The sequence below is a fragment of the Colwellia meonggei genome (assembly GCF_057537295.1).
The window spans coordinates 184,255-205,326 of sequence record NZ_BAAJLZ010000002.1 but is presented as its reverse complement, the minus strand read 5'-3'; the positions used below and the strand labels follow the sequence as shown (position 1 = coordinate 205,326).

General features: G+C 39.1%; 14 protein-coding genes. 7 read left to right on the top strand and 7 right to left on the bottom strand.

Going from position 1 to position 21,072, the window contains the following annotated elements:
• Positions 1-62 precede the first annotated feature (62 nt).
• Together AC27E9_RS07015 and kdsA are read left to right on the top strand one after the other, a co-directional pair.
• Entirely contained in the window at positions 63-1,325 is a 1,263-nt protein-coding gene (locus AC27E9_RS07015) for a DUF819 family protein (RefSeq protein WP_487128631.1), read from the top strand.
• Between the two features lie 57 nt (positions 1,326-1,382).
• Positions 1,383-2,225, top strand: a complete 843-nt coding sequence (gene kdsA, locus AC27E9_RS07010; protein ID WP_487128629.1) for a 3-deoxy-8-phosphooctulonate synthase — start codon at positions 1,383-1,385, stop codon at positions 2,223-2,225.
• Positions 2,226-2,507: 282 nt separating this feature from the next.
• Here kdsA and AC27E9_RS07005 read toward each other — a convergent pair whose 3' ends face one another.
• Positions 2,508-3,848, bottom strand: coding sequence for a dicarboxylate/amino acid:cation symporter (locus AC27E9_RS07005; protein WP_487128627.1), 1,341 nt, complete (start codon positions 3,846-3,848; stop codon positions 2,508-2,510).
• Between the two features lie 182 nt (positions 3,849-4,030).
• On the opposite strand from AC27E9_RS07005, the gene AC27E9_RS07000 reads away from it, so the two are divergent.
• On the top strand, positions 4,031-6,550 hold the full coding sequence (locus AC27E9_RS07000; RefSeq protein WP_487128625.1) for a beta strand repeat-containing protein: 2,520 nt from the start codon (positions 4,031-4,033) through the stop codon (positions 6,548-6,550).
• A gap of 123 nt (positions 6,551-6,673) precedes the next feature.
• On the opposite strand, the gene AC27E9_RS06995 is transcribed toward AC27E9_RS07000, so the two are convergent.
• Entirely contained in the window at positions 6,674-7,780 is a 1,107-nt protein-coding gene (locus AC27E9_RS06995) for an arginase family protein (RefSeq protein WP_487128623.1), read from the bottom strand.
• A gap of 398 nt (positions 7,781-8,178) precedes the next feature.
• On the opposite strand from AC27E9_RS06995, the gene topA reads away from it, so the two are divergent.
• A complete protein-coding gene (gene topA / locus AC27E9_RS06990; RefSeq protein ID WP_487128621.1) occupies positions 8,179-10,866 on the top strand; it encodes a type I DNA topoisomerase in 2,688 nt (895 codons plus the stop codon).
• Between the two features lie 189 nt (positions 10,867-11,055).
• Here the strand turns inward: topA and AC27E9_RS06985 are convergent, their stop codons facing one another.
• Together AC27E9_RS06985 and AC27E9_RS06980 are read right to left on the bottom strand one after the other, a co-directional pair.
• Positions 11,056-11,436 (bottom strand): ribosome recycling factor family protein, encoded by a 381-nt coding sequence (locus AC27E9_RS06985; protein WP_487128619.1) that lies wholly within the window; start codon positions 11,434-11,436, stop codon positions 11,056-11,058.
• A gap of 62 nt (positions 11,437-11,498) precedes the next feature.
• Positions 11,499-12,263: a hypothetical protein gene (locus AC27E9_RS06980; protein ID WP_487128617.1), complete on the bottom strand. Its 765-nt coding sequence runs from the start codon at positions 12,261-12,263 to the stop codon at positions 11,499-11,501.
• A gap of 264 nt (positions 12,264-12,527) precedes the next feature.
• On the opposite strand from AC27E9_RS06980, the gene cysB reads away from it, so the two are divergent.
• Positions 12,528-13,502, top strand: a complete 975-nt coding sequence (gene cysB / locus AC27E9_RS06975) for an HTH-type transcriptional regulator CysB (RefSeq protein WP_487128615.1) — start codon at positions 12,528-12,530, stop codon at positions 13,500-13,502.
• Positions 13,503-13,588: 86 nt separating this feature from the next.
• On the opposite strand, the gene AC27E9_RS06970 is transcribed toward cysB, so the two are convergent.
• From AC27E9_RS06970 to pabB, 3 genes are all read right to left on the bottom strand, one after another.
• Positions 13,589-14,965 (bottom strand): L-serine ammonia-lyase, encoded by a 1,377-nt coding sequence (locus AC27E9_RS06970; RefSeq protein ID WP_487128613.1) that lies wholly within the window; start codon positions 14,963-14,965, stop codon positions 13,589-13,591.
• A 140-nt stretch (positions 14,966-15,105) separates the two neighbouring features.
• Entirely contained in the window at positions 15,106-15,675 is a 570-nt protein-coding gene (locus AC27E9_RS06965) for a CoA pyrophosphatase (protein ID WP_487128611.1), read from the bottom strand.
• A 58-nt stretch (positions 15,676-15,733) separates the two neighbouring features.
• Positions 15,734-17,140, bottom strand: coding sequence for an aminodeoxychorismate synthase component I (gene pabB, locus AC27E9_RS06960; protein ID WP_487128609.1), 1,407 nt, complete (start codon positions 17,138-17,140; stop codon positions 15,734-15,736).
• A gap of 208 nt (positions 17,141-17,348) precedes the next feature.
• Between pabB and AC27E9_RS06955 the strand changes: the two genes are divergently transcribed.
• Positions 17,349-18,875 carry a fumarate hydratase gene (locus AC27E9_RS06955; RefSeq protein WP_487128607.1) on the top strand — a complete coding sequence of 509 codons (1,527 nt, stop codon included), beginning with the start codon at positions 17,349-17,351 and terminating at the stop codon, positions 18,873-18,875.
• A gap of 70 nt (positions 18,876-18,945) precedes the next feature.
• On the top strand, positions 18,946-20,982 hold the full coding sequence (locus tag AC27E9_RS06950) for a S9 family peptidase (RefSeq protein ID WP_487128605.1): 2,037 nt from the start codon (positions 18,946-18,948) through the stop codon (positions 20,980-20,982).
• Positions 20,983-21,072: the final 90 nt, after the last annotated feature.

The following is a 21,072-nucleotide window of genomic DNA, read 5'->3' as shown; positions in this document are numbered from 1 at the left end:
GAAGATGTTAGAAAAAGAATAATTAGCAAAATGTTAAGTTGAACAAATTTAAAGGATAAATAATGCAAGATACAGTTGTGGCGAATGCGCCATTAATAACTAACGATGCAACGGTACTGGGTATTTTAGCGCTCATTTTAGGTTTTGTTTTTTATACTTCTAACAGCAGTAACGCCGCTTGTCGTTCATTTTATAAATATGTTCCGGCTTTACTAATGTGTTATTTATTGCCTTCTTTGCTGAATACTTTTGGCATCGTTAGTTCAGATATTAGTCAGGTAGATGAAGTCGCAAAATATTACTTATTACCAGCCTGTTTAGTTCTATTAACCTTAAGTATCGATATTAAGGCAATTGCAGGTTTAGGTAGTAAAGCAGTTATTATGTTCCTAACGGGTACTGTTGGTGTCATCATCGGTGGGCCGCTAGCGTTATTAATAGTTTCTGCCGTATGGCCTGAACTTATTGGTGTATCTGGCCCTGATGCAGTTTGGCGCGGTATGGCGGCACTTGCCGGTAGCTGGATTGGTGGTGGCGCTAATATGCTTGCCATGAAAGAAATTTACGGCGCCGACGGCAAAATATTCACCATTATGGTCACGGTTGATATTGTTGTTGCTAATATTTGGATGGCGGGCTTGCTTTATATGGCAGCCAACCACAAGCGTATTGATGCTAAAAATGGCGCCGATACCTCAAGTATTGATCGCTTAGTTGAAAAAGTTGAAGCGCATACTAAAGCCAATGCTAAGAATCCTGAATTAAAAGATTATATGCTTATACTGGCTGTTGGCTTAGGTGCTGCCGGTTTTGCTCATTTAGCCGCAGATTCATTAGTACCGTTTTTCCAGACTAACTTCCCTGAGTTAAAGAAGTTTAGTTTGCATAGTAAGCTGTTTTGGATCATCGTCATAGTAACAACCATAGGCTTAGCACTTTCATTTACTAAGGTAAGAAAGCTTGAATCAGTTGGAGCATCGAAGGTTGGTAGTAGCTTCCTTTATGTTTTAGTGGCGACTATCGGTTTACATATGGATATTACCCAAATTGTTGAAGCGCCTAAGTATATGGTGATTGGTTTAATTTGGATGGCAGTGCATGTTGTTTTACTATTTGCTGTTGGTAAGTTTATTAAAGCGCCAGTATTTTATTTAGCGGTTGGTAGTAAAGCGAATATTGGTGGTGCAGCTTCTGCGCCGGTTATTGCTTCAGCGTTCCACCCATCTCTTGCACCTGTTGGGGTATTATTAGCGGTACTTGGTTATGCTTTAGGTACTTATATGGCATGGTTATGTGGGCAATTATTGAGAATTGTTGGTAGCTAAAACAGTTTTAGTTTCAGGGCTAAGTTAATTAGTCCTATGAAAATTTTGGAAATCATTATGGCAAAGCAATTAATTTCACTTGGCGATATCGATATCGCAAATGATAAACCTTTCGTGTTGTTTGGTGGCATGAATGTACTTGAGTCACGTGACTTAGCGATGACAATTGCAGAAAAGTATGTTGAGGTAACAGAAAAGTTAAATATACCTTACGTATTTAAAGCATCATTTGATAAAGCTAATCGCTCGTCAGTTAGCTCTTATCGTGGTCCAGGTTTAGATGAAGGTTTAAAGATATTTCAAGAAATTAAATCAACATTTAATGTACCAATTATTACTGATGTACATGAACCTTATCAAGCAGCACCTGTTGCAGAAGTGGCGGATATTATTCAGTTGCCGGCTTTTCTTGCTCGCCAAACTGACTTGGTAGTTGCTATGGCAAAAACTGACGCAATTATTAATGTGAAAAAACCACAATTTCTTGCTGCTCATGAAATGCGCCATATCATTAATAAATTTGGTGAAGCGGGCAACGAGGATATTATCCTTTGTGAGCGTGGTAGCTGCTTTGGTTACAACAATTTAATTGTAGATATGCTTGCCATGGATGAAATGAAAAACTATGCGCCAGTTATGTTTGACGCTACACACGCATTGCAACGCCCTGGTGGACGTGAGGACTCTGCAGATGGACGGCGCGCTCAAGCAGCACAGTTAGCGCGTAGTGGTATGGCAATTGGTATTGCTGGTTTATTTATTGAATCACACCCTGATCCATTAGCAGCGAAATGTGATGGTCCATGTGCATTGCCATTAGATAAGCTTGAGCCGTATTTGGCACAAATGAAAGCTATTGACGACTTAGTAAAAGGTTTTGAGCCTTTAATCACTGGCTAGCTAATTAAGCTTAAATATAGTTATTTCTAAATAGCTAATAGTTTGAATTTTAAGGGCGCTGCTAAGCGTCCTTTTTTATGTCTCAAAACTAAGCAGTAAATGTAACTCTAGAATAGATAACGTGATGATATGCAGAGCTTATAGTTGATTGAATACTGATGATAAATTTGGTTTTGACGACGGTGTCAGCTGTTTAAGGGAAGAATGTCGGAATAAAAAAGAGCCATGTATAATTGTAAACATGGCTCTTAAAATTAACTATTAATGACTTATTGTTGCTAATTAACCTTTGTCTAAATGATGAAAGTCGATATTTTCAATATTTTTTCCCGCATTCGCGTCATTAAATATGCTTTCATCAAATTGATTTTCCGACTTGCCAACCACTAAAGTAACCATACTATCGCCAGTAACATTAACTGCTGTTCTTGTCATATCGAGTAAGCGATCAACACCAATAATTAAACCAATCCCTTCGACTGGTAAGCCAACTTGATTGAGTACCATGGCTAGCATGATTAGACCGACACCAGGAACTCCTGCAGTACCAATAGAAGCAAGAGTTGCAGTAAGAATTACCATTAAGTAGTCGGCTAAAGATAAGTCAATATTATAAACTTGAGCAATAAACACAGTAGCGACACCTTGCATAATCGCTGTACCGTCCATGTTAATTGTTGCACCTAGAGGCACAGTAAACGAAGAAATTGAATTATTAACACCTAATTTCTTTGTCGCCGTTTCTAAGGTGATAGGGATTGTTGCGTTACTACTTGAGGTTGAGAATGCAAATAAAGCTGCATCGCGCATTTTCTTTAGGAATACAAATGGGCTTAAACGCGTTAATGTTTTTAATATCACAGGATAGGTAATTAAAGCGTGTGCTATTAATACAAAGAATACGCATAAGAAATACCATGCTAGGTTTTTCAATTTATCTAGAGGTAAATCTGTAAACAAACCAGCAAGTAAACAAAATACCCCGTAAGGTGCTAGGTTCATTAAAATAGTGACCAGTCGCATGACCACTTCATTCATATCTTGAAATATACTTGCAACACGCTCACCAGGTTTACCCGATAGCGCAATGGCCATGCCAAACAGTAGAGCAAAAATAATGATTTGCAGCATATTCCCTTGTGCAAAGGCATTGAAAGGGTTGGTTGGAAACATATCAATAAAAACTTGCGCTAACGGGGGCGAGTCTTTTGCTATAAAAGTTGTATCTGTTGCTTTATCAACACCCGCGCCAGGTTCAACCATTAATGCAACGAACATGGCTAAACTAATGGCAATGGCTGTTGTCATTAAATATAAGGCAATGGCTTTACCGCCAATTCGGCCAAGTTTAGAGGTGTCTTTCAATGAGCAAGTACCACAAATGAGTGATACAAAGACTAAAGGCACCACCAACATTTGTAAGCTGGCAATAAAAATTTTACCTATAACTTCAAATAAACCGTCAACAAAGAGTGTTCGAATAGATACATCGAAAAGATAAAGAGGGATAACGAAGTCGCTACCATTAGGCATAAGTTTCTGTAGCAGAAAGCCTATAGTAATACCGGCAATCATACCGATAACAATTCTTGTGGTTAAACTTGCTTGCTTTATTTCAGTCATATTATTCTAGTTTTATGAAGCGATAACGTATTATGTTGCTGCTTGAAACATAAATCAAATGATTAGCAAACATTGCTAAGTACAATGAAATTATGTTTTTTTTGCTAATCACTGACCTTTTTAGAAAAATTCGGTTAAGATGAGAGGTGTTGATGATAAAAATTACCAGGGAGATGCTTTTTATGGCGCTACTTCAACGCTTTAGTTTTATTCTACTGTTTGCAACTTTAGTCGGTTGTGGGGGCAGTAGCGGTGGGTTTGAGGAAACCCCAGGTGATGGCGATGGAGGTACAACTCCTGAGGCTATTACCATTTCATTAGCTATTTCTGATAGTAATGTTGCAAAAGCAACTCCAGCAACGTTAACTGCAGTAGTAAAACAAGGAACAACGGTTTTATCTGGCAAGCTTGTGACGTTTTCGATCGATAATGAAAATTTAGCAACTTTTGAAACTGATGTGGCTACTAGTACAACCAATAGCGATGGGCAAGCTCAAATTGTCCTGTTGGCAGGCACTAATAGTGGTTCAGGTATTGTGACTGCAACGGTTGATGGTATTGATTCAAGCCCTATTGCTTTTACAAGTGCAGGTGATGGCGGTAATAATGTTGAAATTTCGCACAGCATTACGATTTCAAATGTTGATGTGGCACAAGCAACGCCAGCGACAATTACTTATACCTTGATGCAAGGAACAGTACCAGTGCCTAATGCGTTAGTTACCTTTGCAATTGATAATACTGAGTTGGCTAACTTTGCAACAGACGTGAGTACCAGTATAACTGATGCACAAGGTGAAGCCCGTATTGATTTATTAGCGGGCTCTAGCAGCGGCTCAGGCCAAATTTCTGCAACGGTTAACGGTACTGATTTTGTTTTCGTTAACTTTAATAGTGCAGGTGACGGTGGTGATGTTGGTGTGCCAACTGCGGCCGCTATAAGTTTATTTGCTAGCAGTCAACAAATAGCATCAAGCGGTAATGATAATGTTAATTTAACGACCATAGCTAAAGATGAAAATAATAACCTTGTTGAGGGGGTAACAATTACCTTTAGCGCATCTTCAGGTCAAATTGAGGTGGTAAATTCGGTTACAGGGGCTGATGGTCAAGCAACGGCTATTTTAAAAACAAATAATGAGCCGGCTAATCGTACAATTTCAATTACGTCGATTAGTGGTCAAGTTAATGACACCGTTGATGTTCAAGTTACAGGTACTTCTATTAACCTTAGTGGTTCATCTTCTTTGGCTATTAATGATGAAAATGTCTTCTTTATTCAAGTGCTTAACTCCGATGGGGAAGGTATCTCTAATACTAGGGTTGATTTAACTTTATTACCGCCAACTACAGGCGCAGTAGCAGATATAACTGTTGTCAGTTCAGTTGAAACTGATATCACAGGCCAGGCAAGCTTTACAGTAACTGGCACAAGTGGTGGTTCAAATACGTTAGTAGCTTCCGCAGTTGGAGTTACAACAGAGCATGATGTTATTGTTCAAGCCGACTCATTCTTATTCTCGAGTTTTAATAATGGGCAAGGTGCTGTAGAGCCTGAAACTGCGAGCTTGCCTGATGTATTATTATCTGATTCTGCAACAGTAGAATTGACATGGAATCGTTCAAATAGTCCAATTGCTGATGGTACTGAAGTGAGTTTCACTTCAACAAGAGGTACAGTTACACCAAGTACTGTAACAACTGTTGATGGAAAGGCGACAACGACGATCACATCAGTTAATGCTGGTAAAGCATTAGTTACTGTGTCGGGAAGTGACAGCGGTATAACATTGACAAACCAATTGGAGTTTGAATTCGTTGCTGAAACAGTTGCAACCATTGATGCACAAGCATCGCCTAACTCTATAGCGCCGAACGGAGATACTTCGACCATTTCAGTTGTTGTGAAAGATGCGAATGGAAACTTAGTTAAAGGAAAAATTATTGATTTTTCTTTATCTGGAACAAGTAGTGGCAGTATATTACCGGCAAGTGCTGTAACTGATAGTAATGGTACTGCGAATACTGTTTATACATCAAGCACAGTGTCGGCAAAAGACGGGGTTTCTGTTACTGCAACAGTGAAAGAAGAGCCTTCAATTTCTGATACTGTGACATTAACTGTAGCGGATCGAGATTTGTTCATTACTTTAGGAACTGGTAATGAATTAATTGAGGTTGATAGTACGACGTTTAATAAACAATACGTTGCGTTTGTTACAGATGTAGACTCAGCATCACCAGCTAAAAATACTGTATTGACCGTTTCTGCCGTTCCTCAAGGATACAGAAAAGGCGTTTGGGTTAAGTTATTAGATGAAAGCGGTGACTTTGAACAATGGGGAGTTGCTACTAGCGCTACTTGTAATAACGAAGATTTAAATGTCGATGGTGTTCTTGATGTTGGAGAGGACACAAATGGTGATGGTAGTTTAACTCCAGGAAACATAGCTGCTGTTATTGGTGAGGTGACGACCGATGAGCAAGGAAGTGCAATTATTGATGTTAAATATCCACAAAACTATGGTGGATGGGTAAATGTTAATTTAGTTGTTAGTGCAAAAGTTGGTGGTACTGAGAGTTCACAGCAAGCTACTTTTATCTTGCCCGCTTCTTTAGAGGATGTGTTAAATGAAGACGCTCCACCACCTCAAGGCTCAAGTCCATTTGGTGTTTCAAGCAATTGTACAGACGCTAATTAATTGATAATTTAGTTTTAAAAAAGCCGCTCAATGAGCGGCTTTTTTTATTATTCAAGTTCAGAAAGTAAAACTTAATATAACCTGATATAGAAATACTATTTTTTCAATTTAAAACTAAATTAACTATTTGTTAATTTCTTCAATCAAAAATGCAGAAATTTCTCCACCTGCTTTTAATGTTCTATCACGGCTTTCAGCACCTAACCCGCTGCTATCGGTAAATGGGGCTATTTCCATCATGTCAGCACCTGTAATGGGGCACTGAGCCGCCACAGCACGCAATATTTTCATTGCTTCATTAGGAGATAGACCGTCAGGCTCAGGAGTACCTGTTGCTGCTGCATATGTTTCATCTAGCGCGTCAATATCAAAACTTACATAAACTTCATCAACGTTGTCTGCTTTTAACTGCCCAACTATTTTTTCAATAATAGCATCAACACCTTGCTCTTTTACTTCATGAGCCCAATGCTGTTTGACACCAAAGGTACCTTCCCAGTGTGATTTTGGTTTGCCACTAGAGCGAATACCCACTTGAATTAAGTCGCGGTTGTCTGTTAAATCATCAAGAATATGCGTACACCATGAGCCGAAACACAAGTCTATACCTAAGCGCTCAACGAGTAAGTCAGTATGGGCATCAAAATGGACAATGGCAGCACGCTTACCTTGCTTCTTCTTCGCTTGTAAATAGGCTTTGGTTAATGGGTAGCTTACTGAGTGATCGCCACCAATACCAAAAATACCTTTATTAGGGAATTCAGCATAAAAATCATGTAGCACATCTTCAGTGATGGTTAATGGGCTAACTGCAAACTCACTGTCAGGATTTTGATATAAGGCTTTACGACAGTTTGCTAAAGTTGCTTCATTTAAGTATTTATCATGTAATAAATGTGGGATAACTCTAACGTCGCCTAAATCAAATGCCGTTAATCCCGGATATTGTTCAAGTAAAGTCGAGCGAACAAATAATGGTCCCCAGTTTGCACCACGTAATATACCGCCACCACAGTCAGAGGCAACGCCAAGCACTACTGCATTTCCTGATTCTGGCAAACTATCTAGGCTATTTTTCCATAAAGCATCGATATTATCTGCTTGACCGAATAATGCTTGATGGAGCTGCTCTTTGCGCTCTTTTGCTGTATTTACAGTAAAAACACCGTTTCCCGGCGGGCATAAGCATTGAGTTATTTTATTCTTAAATGCTGACCATGAAGTTGTCATGTTTATTCTCTTCCTAGTAAAAGGTATTGAAATTCACTTAAATGAACGCAAACTACCTGGAGTGATTGTAAAAAATATTGTTAGTGGCGAGAAACTAAAGTTTTTTAAGCCTTAGCTCTTAAGTTTTTATAAAAAGTCGATTATGATGGCGCCGAAAAATTCGTATCATTATAGCTAAAAGTAGTAAAAAGGCACATATATAAAAAATTATTGCTTGTCAGCTTGCTAAATTACAGATATATCTAATAGTAATTTTAGTCTCAAACTTAATTTTACGTCTCAGTGTGGTTGATTAGTGTAAGTTTTGTTAGGTGTGTTGCTCGCGCAATATCTAACATTTAAGTGCGAACCCTGTGACGAAACTGGCGATAGCCAGCTTAGTAGGAATATAGAATAATATGGCAAAATCTCTGGTAATTGTGGAATCGCCAGCCAAAGCGAAAACAATTAACAAGTACCTTGGTAAAGACTTTATTGTTAAGTCAAGCGTAGGTCATGTGCGTGACTTACCGCACGGTAGCACTGGTAAAAAAGTTGCCGCGAAATCTCCTGCCGAAGTAAGAAAAATGACCCCGGCAGCAAAAGCTAAATATAAGCAAAAGCGCGATAAACTTGCGCTTGTTAATCGTATGGGGATTGACCCCGATAACGATTGGAAAGCCAACTACCAAACACTCCCAGGTAAAGAAAAAGTTGTTAGTGAATTAACTAAACTTGCCAGCAATGCTGACACTATCTATCTCGCAACCGATTTGGATAGAGAAGGAGAGGCTATTGCTTGGCACTTAAAAGAAATAATTGGTGGTGATGACGATAAATTTAAACGCGTTGTTTTTAACGAAATTACTGAAAATGCCATTCAACAAGCATTTTCTACTCCAGGTGAGTTAAGCATGCCTGGGGTTAACGCTCAACAAGCACGACGCTTTTTAGACCGTGTCGTTGGCTTTATGGTTAGCCCGCTATTGTGGAAAAAAGTTGCTCGTGGTTTGTCTGCAGGTCGAGTGCAATCTGTTGCGGTTAAACTTGTTGTAGAAAAAGAGCGTGAAATTAAAGCTTTTGATCCTAAAGAGTTTTGGGAAGTGAATGCGGAAACTAAAACTGCAACGGGTGCTGATTTTGTTTTAGACGTTTCCCATGAAAATGGTAAAGCATTTAAACCGACTAATGAAGCCGATACAAATAAAGCATTAGCAGTATTAAAGTCTTCCGACTTTACGGTTAGTAAACGTGAAGATAAACCGTCGAAAAGTACACCTTCAGCGCCGTTTATTACTTCTACATTACAACAAGCTGCAAGCACAAAATTAGGTTTTGGTGTTAAACGCACTATGGGCTTAGCTCAACGCCTGTATGAAGCGGGGCATATTACTTATATGCGTACCGATTCAACCAATTTAAGTAAAGATGCCGTTGATTCTTGTCGAGGTTATATTAGCGATAATTTTGGTGACAATTATTTACCAGAAAAAGCTAAAATTTATAGTAGTAAAGGTAATGCGCAAGAGGCGCATGAAGCTATTCGTCCGTCGAATGTGAAGCTTGAAGCGGCATTGCTAAACGATGTTGATGCAGACGCTAAAAAGCTTTATGAGTTAATTTGGCGTCAATTTGTTGCATGTCAAATGACAGCAGCGCGCTATACCGTCAGCACTATTACCGTTGCTGCATCTGAGTTCGATTTAAAAGCAAAAGGTCGCGTGATGCAGTTTGATGGTTGGACACGAGTCCACCCTCAACTATCTAAAGGTGATGACAAGCACTTACCAGATTTATCTGTTGGCGAAGTACTCCATTTAGAAAAACTTAATCCATCGCAGCACTTTACTAAGCCACCAGCACGTTTTGGTGAAGCGTCATTAGTAAAAGAGTTAGAAAAGCGTTCAATTGGTCGCCCATCAACTTATGCATCAATTATTTCGACGATTCAAGATCGTGGTTATGTACGTTTAGATAAAAAACGTTTTTATGCTGAAAAAATGGGTGAAATTGTTACTGATAGCTTATCAGAAAGCTTTAAAAACCTAATGAATTACGACTTTACAGCCAATATGGAACAAGAGCTTGATGAAGTTGCTGACGGAAAAGCTAACTGGAAAGAAGTACTCAATGGTTTTTACCATAACTTTACTGAGCAATTAACCCTCGCTGATAAACCATCAGAAGAAGGTGGTATGCGTAATAATGAACCTATTGTTACGGATATTGATTGTCCAACTTGTGGTCGTAAAATGGGTATAAGAACAGGATCAACTGGTGTGTTCTTAGGTTGTACAGGCTACGCTTTACCACCTAAAGAGCGTTGCACTACCACCATGAATTTAACTCCAGGTGAAGAGGCTGTCAGCGTTTTAGCTGAAGATCAAGAAACCGAAGCGCTTCGTGCTATGCATCGTTGTAATAAATGTAGCACTGCAATGGACAGCTACTTGATTGATGAAACACGAAAACTTCATGTTTGTGGTAACAACCCTGTTTGTGATGGTCTTGAACTAGAGAAGGGTGAATTTAAACTAAAAGGTTATGACGGTCCGATCCTTGAGTGTGATCGTTGTGAATCTGAGATGGAATTAAAGTCAGGCCGTTTTGGTAAGTATTTCGACTGCACTAATAGTGAGTGTAAAAATACCCGTAAGCTATTGGCAAATGGCGAAGCTGCGCCGCCAAAAGAAGATCCTGTACAATTACCGGAATTAGCTTGTGAAAAATCTGAAGCACACTTTGTTTTACGTGATGGTGCTGCCGGTATATTTTTAGCGGCCAATACGTTCCCTCGTTCACGCGAAACACGGGCTCCTAAAGTAGCTGAGCTCGCGCGTTTTCGTGATCGGATTTCAGAAAAATTCTATTACCTTGCTGATGCGCCGGCACAAGATCCCGATGGTAATTTAGCGGTTGTTCGTTATAGCCGTAAAACGAAAGAACAATACGTTATGACCGAGATTGAGTCTGGTGATACTAAAGCGAAAGCTACGGGCTGGACAGCAAAGTATATTGACGGTAAATGGGTCGAAGAGTTACCGAAGAAAAAGGCCAAAGCAAAACCTAAGGCGAAAGCAAAGCCCAAAGCTAAGAAAACAGCTTAACTTTTGTAGAGTTAAAGAAAAAAGCGCTAAATTATTAGCGCTTTTTTTATGGCTGAAATAATTAATTTAATATTGAAAAAGAAAGTTCATTTATACAAAGGAGTATAAGAACGTTTGTGAATAAATCGCTCTAGTTAGAATAAAAGCATAACAAGGTTTCATGTGGCGCTGCTTTTAGCTTTGGACTTACTACTCACCAAACTCGATTACATCAATCACACGTCGCGCTTCTGCAATTGTGCAATCAGTGCGCTGCATTAATTCAGTGACTGTGATGCCAGGTTTCTTTTGTGCTATGGTCACAAGCATATCAAAACCTAAGTTTTTTCGTTGCTTCGATAAATGCGTGGCTAGCCATTGCCAACTAGGCTCATCACTAGCCTCTATAACGTGAATTGTCGCTTCTAACTGTTCAAACGTTGCCTTAAGCTGCCAATTCCTTGAACGACCTATACGGTTAATCTCACAGCCTTGCTCGCGAATAAGCGCCTTAAGTGCATATGCTTTTAAAACTCTTCGTAAGAATGAAGGTAACGTTATGTATGGAATATGGTTTTTGGGTGTTTTCATATTTTTGGATATTAAAGATAAAAGCCAGCGTAAACGCTGGCTTCTCAGTCTTGCAAATTAGCTTACCATTTTTTCTTCGGTTGAAATAGTAAGTCTAAATCATCTTCTTCTGCTTTCGCCTTTTTCGCAGCGTCTTTTGCATTAGTATTTTTTAGTGACGAAGTAATTTCTTCTAGAGTAGATTCAATTTCTTCGCGTTTGGCTTTACAGTAGTCTGTTTGTACTGCACTTTCTGATATGGTTTGTAATGCTTTCTCAAAGTATTGACGTGCGCTGCCAAGCATTTCTTTTTGATGTGCCATATTGCCGCGTTTTTGCAAGCTTTCAACACCTATTTTAAGCTGCATTGCCGACAATTTATGATCTTCTTGAGTATAAGTTTGCGCGTCTAAATTACCTTTGGTTTGCTCTGATTTTAATGTAACTCTTAGTTTTTTAATACACTGTAAAATACCAACCAAGTGTTGTTCATTGTCAGGTAATGTGAAATTTTGCTCGCTGACAGGTGCGCTACTGTTTCCTTTGCTGGCGTTCGCTCTTGCTTCCATTTCTTGTACGCGTTTAGCAAATGCTTTGTTTTCTGGCATAATTTGCGCCATGTTTTTAGCGGCGCTTAAACTGCGATTATTTAATATTTCAACTAAGATAGGATTGCTTGGTAAATTAGCTAAGCTTAAAATTAATTCTTCTGTTTCATCAATTATTGCTTTTTGTTTGGCAACTTTAGCGCGTTTTTCTTGTTCTAATTTTTCTTTATGTTGCTGTATTGCGTTGACTACCACGACAATGATAATTAAAGCGATAATTAAAGCGATGATAATGCCCATGTTTAATTCTCTATTTTTGGAAAATATAAATTGCTAGTGTAGCAGTCTACAAAAATTGTTAACTGAAGCAAAGAAGAAAGCATTTTCTTTTCAGACCTTAACAACAAAATAACCTTAAAAAGGTTAGTTTAGTACCATATTCACTATGAATTATAGTGCAAAGAGACGATTTGCAGATTAATTGAACAAAATGTAAAAAATAATATGGAATAAATTTTCATTTAAGTATATATTTTTCGAATAAGAAAATTCCGAATTACAATTATGAAGCTGCAGCAACTCCGTTATATCGTCGAAGTATTGAACAATAATTTAAATGTTTCCGCTACCGCAGAAAGTTTATTTACCTCTCAGCCTGGTATCAGTAAGCAAGTTAGAATGCTTGAAGATGAATTAGGCATTCAAATTTTTGGTCGTAGTGGTAAGCATCTTACTCATGTTACTTCTGCGGGTAATGAAGTGATTAATATTGCCACTGAAATACTGTCAAAAGTTGAAGCCATTAAGGCGGTTGCTCGCGAACATACACAACCTGATGAAGGTAAGTTACGTATCGCCACGACACACACGCAAGCACGTTATGCTTTGCCTGATGTCATTCAAGGCTTTATGAAAAAATATTCAAAAGTTTCGTTGCATATGTACCAAGGCACACCTGCACAAATTAGCGATGCCTCGAGTAAAGGTGAAGCTGACTTTGCTATTGCCACAGAGTCATTACATTTATATAACGATTTAGTCATGCTGCCATGTTATCACTGGAATCGCAGTATTATTGTCAAGCCGGATCATCCATTGGCTAATAAGACGAACATTACTATTGAAGATATTGCTAAGTATTCGTTAGTCACTTATGTATTTGGCTTTACTGGCCGTTCAGAGCTTGATGCTGCCTTTAGTCAAATAGGTGTTGAACCTAAAATTGCTTTTACTGCGACGGATGCTGACGTGATCAAAACTTATGTCAGGCTTGGTGTTGGTGTTGGTGTGATCGCAAGCATGGCAATGGATCCCGATATCGATGATGATTTGGTAACAATTGATGCTAGCCATCTATTTACACCAAGTACAACTAAAATAGGCTTCAGACGTGGAACATTTTTACGCGGTTATATGTTTGATTTTATTGAGCGCTTTGCACCACATTTGAATCGTGATTTAGTGACTCGCGCGATTTTGTTAAAAAATAACGCTGAAATTGATGAAATGTTTGCCAACATTAAATTGCCAATGCGTTAAGTTTTCCTGTATTTAGTCATTTAAAAAGCCGTATTGATTCAATACGGCTTTTTCGTTTCTGCAGTTGAAATTGAGTTATCGCAATACTAACATTCGATAATATTTACTGCTAAACCGCCGCGTGAGGTTTCTTTATACTTTGTTTTCATATCGTTACCAGTATCCCACATGGTTTTAATTACTTTATCTAAAGAAACTTTTTGCTTGCCTGTACCGCGTAGAGCTAAGCGAGAAGCATTTATTGCTTTAACTGATCCCATTGCATTACGCTCAATACAAGGCACCTGCACTAAACCACCAACAGGATCACAAGTTAGTCCTAGGTTATGCTCCATACCAATTTCAGCGGCATTTTCAACCTGAACAGGTGAGCCACCCATAATTTCAGTCAGTGCGCCTGCAGCCATTGAACAGGCAACACCTACTTCTGCTTGGCAGCCACCTTCAGCACCTGAGATAGTGGCGTTGGTTTTGTATAAAATTCCGATAGCAGCGGCTGTTAATAAGTAGCGAATACAGTCATCGTCACTTACTGATTTAATAAATTTATCGTAATAGCATAATACCGCAGGGATAATGCCTGCTGCGCCATTGGTTGGTGCAGTAACTACGCGGCTACCAGCAGCGTTTTCTTCATTTACTGCTAAAGCGAATAAATTAACCCAATCCATCGCTGAAAGCGGGTCAACATTCTTTTCAACGTTTAGTGCACGGTGTAAAGCAGGAGCACGTCGAACAACTTTTAAGCCACCAGGTAAAATGCCTTCGGTAACCATACCGCGATCAACACTGGCTTTCATTGCATGCCAAATATCGAGTAAACCTTTACGAATGTTTACTTCATCTTGAAGGCACTTTTCGTTATCCATCATAATGGTACTAATACTTAAGCCTTTTTCGTTGGCAAGTTGTAGTAGTTCATCAGCAGTAGAAAAACGATGCGGACGATTAATATTAGAATGTGTTGATAAGGCTTTATCTTTTTCTTTTTCAAAGTCGCAATCTTTGACAATAAAACCACCACCAATTGAATAGTAAGTTTCTTCAAAAATGACTTCATCACCACTATAGGCAAAAATAGTCATTGCATTGGCATGAGCCGGTAGGGTTTTGCGACGATGATAAATAATGGCGTTTGATTTTGGGAAATCAATAAGGTGTTGCATGTTCAGGCTAATTTTTTCACTGGCAACAACATCTGCTAATGTTGATTCAATAGAGTCAACAGGGATTGTTTCAGGGCTTTGACCTGTTAAACCTAAGATAACGGCTTTACCCGTACCATGGCCAATACCGGTTTGGCCTAGCGAACCAAATAATTCACATTTTACTCGGTCTGTTTTGGTCAACTTATTTTCTGCAATAAGATTCTCAACAAATAGTTTTGCCGCTTTCATTGGCCCGACGGTATGAGAACTGGAAGGACCAATTCCTATTGAAAACATATCAAATACACTAATCATAAATAAACCTGAATAAATACTGTTAAATGTAGCTTAAAATAAAATTTTGTTCGGTGATTGTAGCTGAAAGCTTTCAGCATGCAAAACAAAATATTGTCGCAAATAGTATAATTATAGTGGTTAACGATAAGTGCCACTGCTTAATTTAGTATTAAGCTAAGATCGTGGAGTATGGCAGCCGTTGCACCCCAAATATTGTATTCTTGATATGGCATAAAGTGTACGTTGTGACTTTTACCTTTGTGGTAAAACGGTACTTTTATATGATGTTCACGTAATAAAAAGTGCGACAAAGGCACATGAAACACTTCTGCTACTTCATTATCGTCAAATTGGTAGTTGTCGTTTTTTCTGGCAAAAGCAACAATTGGTGTTATTTCATATCCTGAAATAGTTTGGTAAGAGGTTAGTTGCCCAAGCACCTGAATATCTTTTGATTTTAGCCCTATTTCTTCTTCTGTTTCCCGCAGCGCTGTGGCAATCATGCTTCGGTCATTCGGCTCAACTTTACCGCCAGGAAAGCTAATTTGTCCTGGGTGATGGGTAAGGTGACTTGCGCGTTTAGTTAATAAAACTTCAAGTTGACCTTGGTTGCTCACAATGGGAATAAGCACGGCTGCGCTTTTAAGTTTATGAGGGTAATGGAAATTGTGCTCTGATTTGGGTAAAGCCTGCATTTGAAAGCGTTGGGCAAATTCATCTTTGGTCATACTTTACCCTTATAGAGCTAACTGGAAAATAATTACATTGCCCTGAAACCTTTATAAACTAATTGCTATTTAGCTTGCTAAGTACAGGGAGAATTTTATTCACTTTATCGTATGTTTCTTGGTATTCACTGTCAACGTTTGAATCTGCGACTAAACCGCCGCCTGCCCAGCAATAAATATTCTGATTATGGCAAATTAATGTACGAATAGTGATGCTAGTATCCATACGACCACAAGCAGACAAGTAACCTATAGAACCACAATATACGCTACGTTGATTTGGTTCTAATTCTTCGATGATATCCATAGCGCGAATTTTTGGCGCTCCGGTAATTGAGCCACCAGGAAAAGCGGCACGTAATAAGTCGCTACCGTCAAACGCTGAGTTTATTGTACCGACAACAGTACTAACTAAATGATGCACTGCGGGGAAACTTTCAATAGCAAAAATTTCTGGTACTTTAACGCTACCCGGTTGGCAAACACGACTAATATCGTTACGTAGTAGGTCAACGATCATTAAATTTTCAGCTTTGTCCTTACTTGAATGCTGTAATTCGCGGGCATTTTTTTCATCAACAACTGCGTTACTACTTCTTGGACGTGTGCCTTTAATAGGTTTACTCTGCACCTTGTCGCCAGATAATTGCAGGAAGCGTTCTGGCGAAATACTTAAAATAGCGCTGTTTTCAAACCGTAAGAATGCAGAAAAAGGTGCTTTGTTTTCATGACGTAACGCGCAATAGGCTTGGTATTCGCTACCGTTATATTGCGCACTAAAACGCTGCGCCAAGTTAATTTGATAACAATCACCTGATAGAAGATAGTCTTGTACTTTATTAAATTTCTCGCGGTATTGCTCAGTTTGCATATTAGATTGCCAAGATGACTTCAGTTGAAATTTTTCTTGTGGTGGCAGCATTTTTTGCAATGCTTGGGTAAAAGTTTGGCTGATACTTTCACGTTGGTCACCGTCACACAATAGCCAAAATAGCTGTGTTTGTTTGTCAAAAATTATTGCTTGTTGATAAATGCCGACAGCCATTTCTGGGACACTAATATCTTTTTGTGTTTGCTGTTGAATCACTTCAAAGCGCTTGCCTAAGTCGTAGGAAAAATACCCTAACGTGCCACCACTAAATGGCAAATCACTTGGAATAATACTTATTGTTGAGAATAATGCTTTTTGCTCTTGCTTGATTAACAGTAATGGGTCTGCCTGACTTTGATAGCGGCTACTAGTAACTGTATTTTCTACTATTGTAGTATCACCATATGTGGTTAAGGTTATACTGGGTTGCCAAACTAAAATGTCATAACGGCTATCAACATGAGAGCTCTCACAAGAGTCTAACCACATTGCCCAAGGTTGTTGTTCAATAGTGGCAAAGAGTGTTTCACTGCTGCAAGTAAGCGCCAATTTTAAAGGCTTAGCTGAAAGTTGTTTAACTGAATTTAACGGCAAGGTATTCTCACACAATTTTGCGTTGGTAATCCAATTATAACTAATTGAAAGACCATAGTATTAAGCATTAATTAGTTATCTAAGGTCATTATATTAGACCATTTGATACTGGTAGCTATGTAATAAGCAAGGTATGATATCGGCAAATTTATAACTTTCAACTATAGATTGAATATCTCTCGCTGATCTTCATATAAAAGAGACCGTTATGGCAATTATAAAACAACAAGATTTAATCGAAAGTGTTGCAGATGCGCTGCAATATATTTCTTATTATCACCCGTTAGACTTTATTCAAGCACTTGAGCAGGCTTATCATAAAGAAGAAAGTCAGGCGGCGAAAGACGCTATTGCACAAATTCTTATTAACTCACGTATGTCAGCTCATGGTAAGCGCCCAATTTGTCAAGATACTGGTATTGTTACCTGTTTTGTTAAAGTGGGTATGGCTGTGCAGTGGGACAATACTGATTTAACCGTACAACAAATGGTTGATGAAGGTACTCGTCGTGCATACTTAAATCCTGATAACCCATTACGTGCTTCAATCGTTGCTGACCCTGCAGGCAAACGAATTAATACCAAAGACAACACACCGTCTGTTGTTCATATTGATATGGTACCGGGCGACCATATTGAGGTGATGATTGCCGCTAAAGGCGGCGGCAGTGAAAATAAATCTAAAATGGTTATGTTAAATCCGAGTGATTCAATTGCTGATTGGGTTGTAAAAACCTTGCCAACAATGGGAGCAGGCTGGTGTCCTCCAGGTATGTTGGGTATAGGTATTGGTGGTACAGCTGAAAAAGCGGGTGTACTAGCCAAAGAAAGTTTAATGGATCCTGTTAATATTCAAGAGCTACTTGACCGTGGCCCAGAAAATGCCGAAGAAGAGCTGCGCTTAGAAATCTACGATCGCGTTAACAAACTTGGCATTGGCGCACAAGGGCTTGGCGGGTTAACTACCGTTGTTGATATTAAAATTAACTCAGTACCAACTCATGCCGCCTCTAAACCTGTTGTTATGATCCCTAACTGTGCGGCTACCCGTCATGTTCATTTTCACCTTGATGGCTCAGGTCCAGCAGATTTAACTCCTCCTAAACTAGAAGATTGGCCTGAAATTACTTGGGAAGTAGGTGAGAATGTTCGCCGTGTTAATGTTGATGAATTATCAAAAACCGATATTAGCGAGTGGAAAACTGGTGAAACTGTACTACTAAGCGGTACTATTTTAACTGGTCGAGATGCTGCTCATAAACGTATTCAAGATATGTTAGCGGCAGGAGAAGAGTTGCCAGTCGACTTTAAAGATAAGTTTATATATTACGTTGGCCCAGTAGACGCAATTGGTGATGAAGCGGTAGGCCCAGCAGGTCCAACTACGGCTACACGTATGGATAAGTTTACCGAAATGATGCTAGCTGATACTGGTTTATTGGGCACTATCGGTAAAGCCGAACGCGGTCCAGCGACTGTAGAATCAATTAAAAATCATAAGTCAGTTTACTTGATGGCTGTTGGTGGCGCTGCTTATTTAGTGTCTAAAGCGATCAAAAAAGCTAAAGTAGTTGCCTTTGAAGATATGGGTATGGAAGCTATTTACGAATTTGAAGTAGAAGACATGCCAGTAACGGTTGCCGTTGATAGCTTAGGCGAGTCAGCGCATGTAACCGGCCCAGCAATTTGGCAGGCTAAAATTGAAGAAATAGATAGCAAGCTAAAAGGCGAATAGTTATTGATCTAAAAGCGCCCGTTAAGGGCGTTTTTTTTAGCATAAAAAAGAGTAAAAAAAGTAGGATTTTATGAGTAAAAAAATAACCAACTTTAGTTCATTAGCGGCATTGGCACTGGCTGGTGCGGCAAATGTCACAGTGGCAGAGGAACAAAGCACTTTAGACGTAAGTGCCCTAACTGAATTTAATCAAATTCATGACTTTGTCGTTTCACCACAAGGCGATAGTTTTATTTATCGTTTAAAGAAAGGCATTCGTTCAAGCGACAACCACTTGTATTTACAGCAAGTAAACTCCAACAAAAGCCAGCAATTAACCAGCAATAAAGCAGGTGAAAGTAATGTGATTTATGCAAAAGATGGTAAGAGTATTTACTTTCTTTCATCACGAAGTGGTAGCTCGCAAATTTGGCAATTACCGTTAACTGGTGGTGAAGCTCAGCAAATATCTGCATTACCACTTGATATTAACGGTTTTAAAATATCTAATGACGGCCAACGTTTTGCCCTTTCATTAACAGTAATGCCGGGTTGTGAAACTATGCAGTGCACGCTTGATGCAAAAGCTGCTGATGCTAAGAAAAAATACAATGTTCGCGCCTATGACCAATTAATGGTTCGCCATTGGGATACCTGGAACACTGAATATAAATCACACTTATTTATTGCTGAGCGTGCTGAAAAAGGTGCCTTTACTAACGCAACTGATTTAATGCCAACTTGGCAAGGTGACATTGCCGGTATAGGTGAGGTGAGTTTTCACCCTAGTGGTACACATTTAAGTTTCTCTGCCAAATTACCAAGTAAAGAGCAGGCGTGGAATACTAATTTTGATATTTTTGAAGTAAATTTCGCGGAGAAAAAGCTTCATAACTTAACCACTGAAAATACTGCTTGGGATGCTAAGCCAGTGTATTCGCCTAATGGTCGCTACTTAGCATATAAAGCTATGTCTGTACCAGGTTATGAGTCTGATAAATTTACCGTTATGATACGTGATAGCCAAACAGGTAAAACCCGCGCGGTTGCTAAACAATGGGACCGATCAGTCAGTGAATTAGTTTTTGCTGAGGATAATCGCACTCTGTATGTAACAGCAAATGATATTGGTCAAAAAAGTATTTTTGAAGTAAATCCCGAGTTTGGTGACGTTCGCAGTATTTATAGTGATGGTACGGCAGGAAAAATAGCCGTTACTGCTGATAAAGTATTCTTTACTCGCCACGCGATAAATGCGCCGACTGATATTTTTGCTATTGACCGAGATGGCTACCAATTAAAGCAATTAACGCAAGTTAATAAAGAAAAGTTAGCTAATATAACGTTAGCTGACTTTGAGCAGTTCAGCTTTAAAGGTTGGAATGATGAAGACGTTTACGGTTACTGGTTAAAGCCTGCTAATTATCAAGCCGGTAATAAATACCCTATTGCGTTTTTAGTACATGGTGGTCCGCAAGGTAGCTTTGGCAACATGTTCCATTATCGTTGGAATGCACAATTGTGGGCAGCACAAGGTTACGCAGTGGTGATGATCGATTTTCACGGTTCAATTGGCTACGGTCAGGAATTTACTGACTCAATCGCTCGTGACTGGGGCGGAAAGCCATTAGAAGATTTACAAAAAGGCTTTGCTGAAATTACCAAGAAAGAACCATGGATGGATGCAGAAAATGCCTGCGCACTTGGTGCATCATATGGCGGTTACATGATGAACTGGATACAAGGGAACTGGGCTGATGGTTTTAATTGTATTGTAAATCACGCAGGCTTGTATGATATGCCAAGTTTTTATGGTTCAACTGAAGAACTTTGGTTCCCAGAGCATGATATGGGGGGGCCAGTATGGGAAGGTAGTGAAGACTACAATAAATATAACCCTGCTGCGCTAGTTAAAGAATGGCGTACACCTATGTTGGTTATTCAAGGTGAGTTAGATTATCGTGTTCCGTATGCGCAAAGTTTAGGGGCTTTTACAGCCTTGCAGCGCCAAAATATTCCAAGTCGTTTAGTGATGTTCCCAGATGAAGATCATCATATTCGTAATCCGGATAACTTAAAGGTGTGGTATCAGGAGGTATTTAACTGGATGAATAAATACCTTAAGTAGTTTTATTTTGTGCGAAGATATTAAAAAGGTAATTCAAGCAATTGAATTACCTTTTATTTTTGGCATTGCCAAATTTAGGGCTACACTTAT

What these genes read in the sequence shown, in the direction of transcription:
- AC27E9_RS06965 (WP_487128611.1), bottom strand. Translation starts at nt 15,675, where the DNA reads ATGACCAAAGATGAATTTGCCCAACGCTTTCAAATGCAGGCTTTACCC.
- AC27E9_RS06955 (WP_487128607.1), top strand. Translation starts at nt 17,349, where the DNA reads ATGGCAATTATAAAACAACAAGATTTAATCGAAAGTGTTGCAGATGCG.
- AC27E9_RS06985 (WP_487128619.1), bottom strand. Translation starts at nt 11,436, where the DNA reads ATGAAAACACCCAAAAACCATATTCCATACATAACGTTACCTTCATTC.
- AC27E9_RS07015 (WP_487128631.1), top strand. Translation starts at nt 63, where the DNA reads ATGCAAGATACAGTTGTGGCGAATGCGCCATTAATAACTAACGATGCA.
- kdsA (WP_487128629.1), top strand. Translation starts at nt 1,383, where the DNA reads ATGGCAAAGCAATTAATTTCACTTGGCGATATCGATATCGCAAATGAT.
- cysB (WP_487128615.1), top strand. Translation starts at nt 12,528, where the DNA reads ATGAAGCTGCAGCAACTCCGTTATATCGTCGAAGTATTGAACAATAAT.
- topA (WP_487128621.1), top strand. Translation starts at nt 8,179, where the DNA reads ATGGCAAAATCTCTGGTAATTGTGGAATCGCCAGCCAAAGCGAAAACA.
- AC27E9_RS07005 (WP_487128627.1), bottom strand. Translation starts at nt 3,848, where the DNA reads ATGACTGAAATAAAGCAAGCAAGTTTAACCACAAGAATTGTTATCGGT.
- AC27E9_RS06970 (WP_487128613.1), bottom strand. Translation starts at nt 14,965, where the DNA reads ATGATTAGTGTATTTGATATGTTTTCAATAGGAATTGGTCCTTCCAGT.
- AC27E9_RS06950 (WP_487128605.1), top strand. Translation starts at nt 18,946, where the DNA reads ATGAGTAAAAAAATAACCAACTTTAGTTCATTAGCGGCATTGGCACTG.
- AC27E9_RS06995 (WP_487128623.1), bottom strand. Translation starts at nt 7,780, where the DNA reads ATGACAACTTCATGGTCAGCATTTAAGAATAAAATAACTCAATGCTTA.
- AC27E9_RS07000 (WP_487128625.1), top strand. Translation starts at nt 4,031, where the DNA reads ATGGCGCTACTTCAACGCTTTAGTTTTATTCTACTGTTTGCAACTTTA.
- AC27E9_RS06980 (WP_487128617.1), bottom strand. Translation starts at nt 12,263, where the DNA reads ATGGGCATTATCATCGCTTTAATTATCGCTTTAATTATCATTGTCGTG.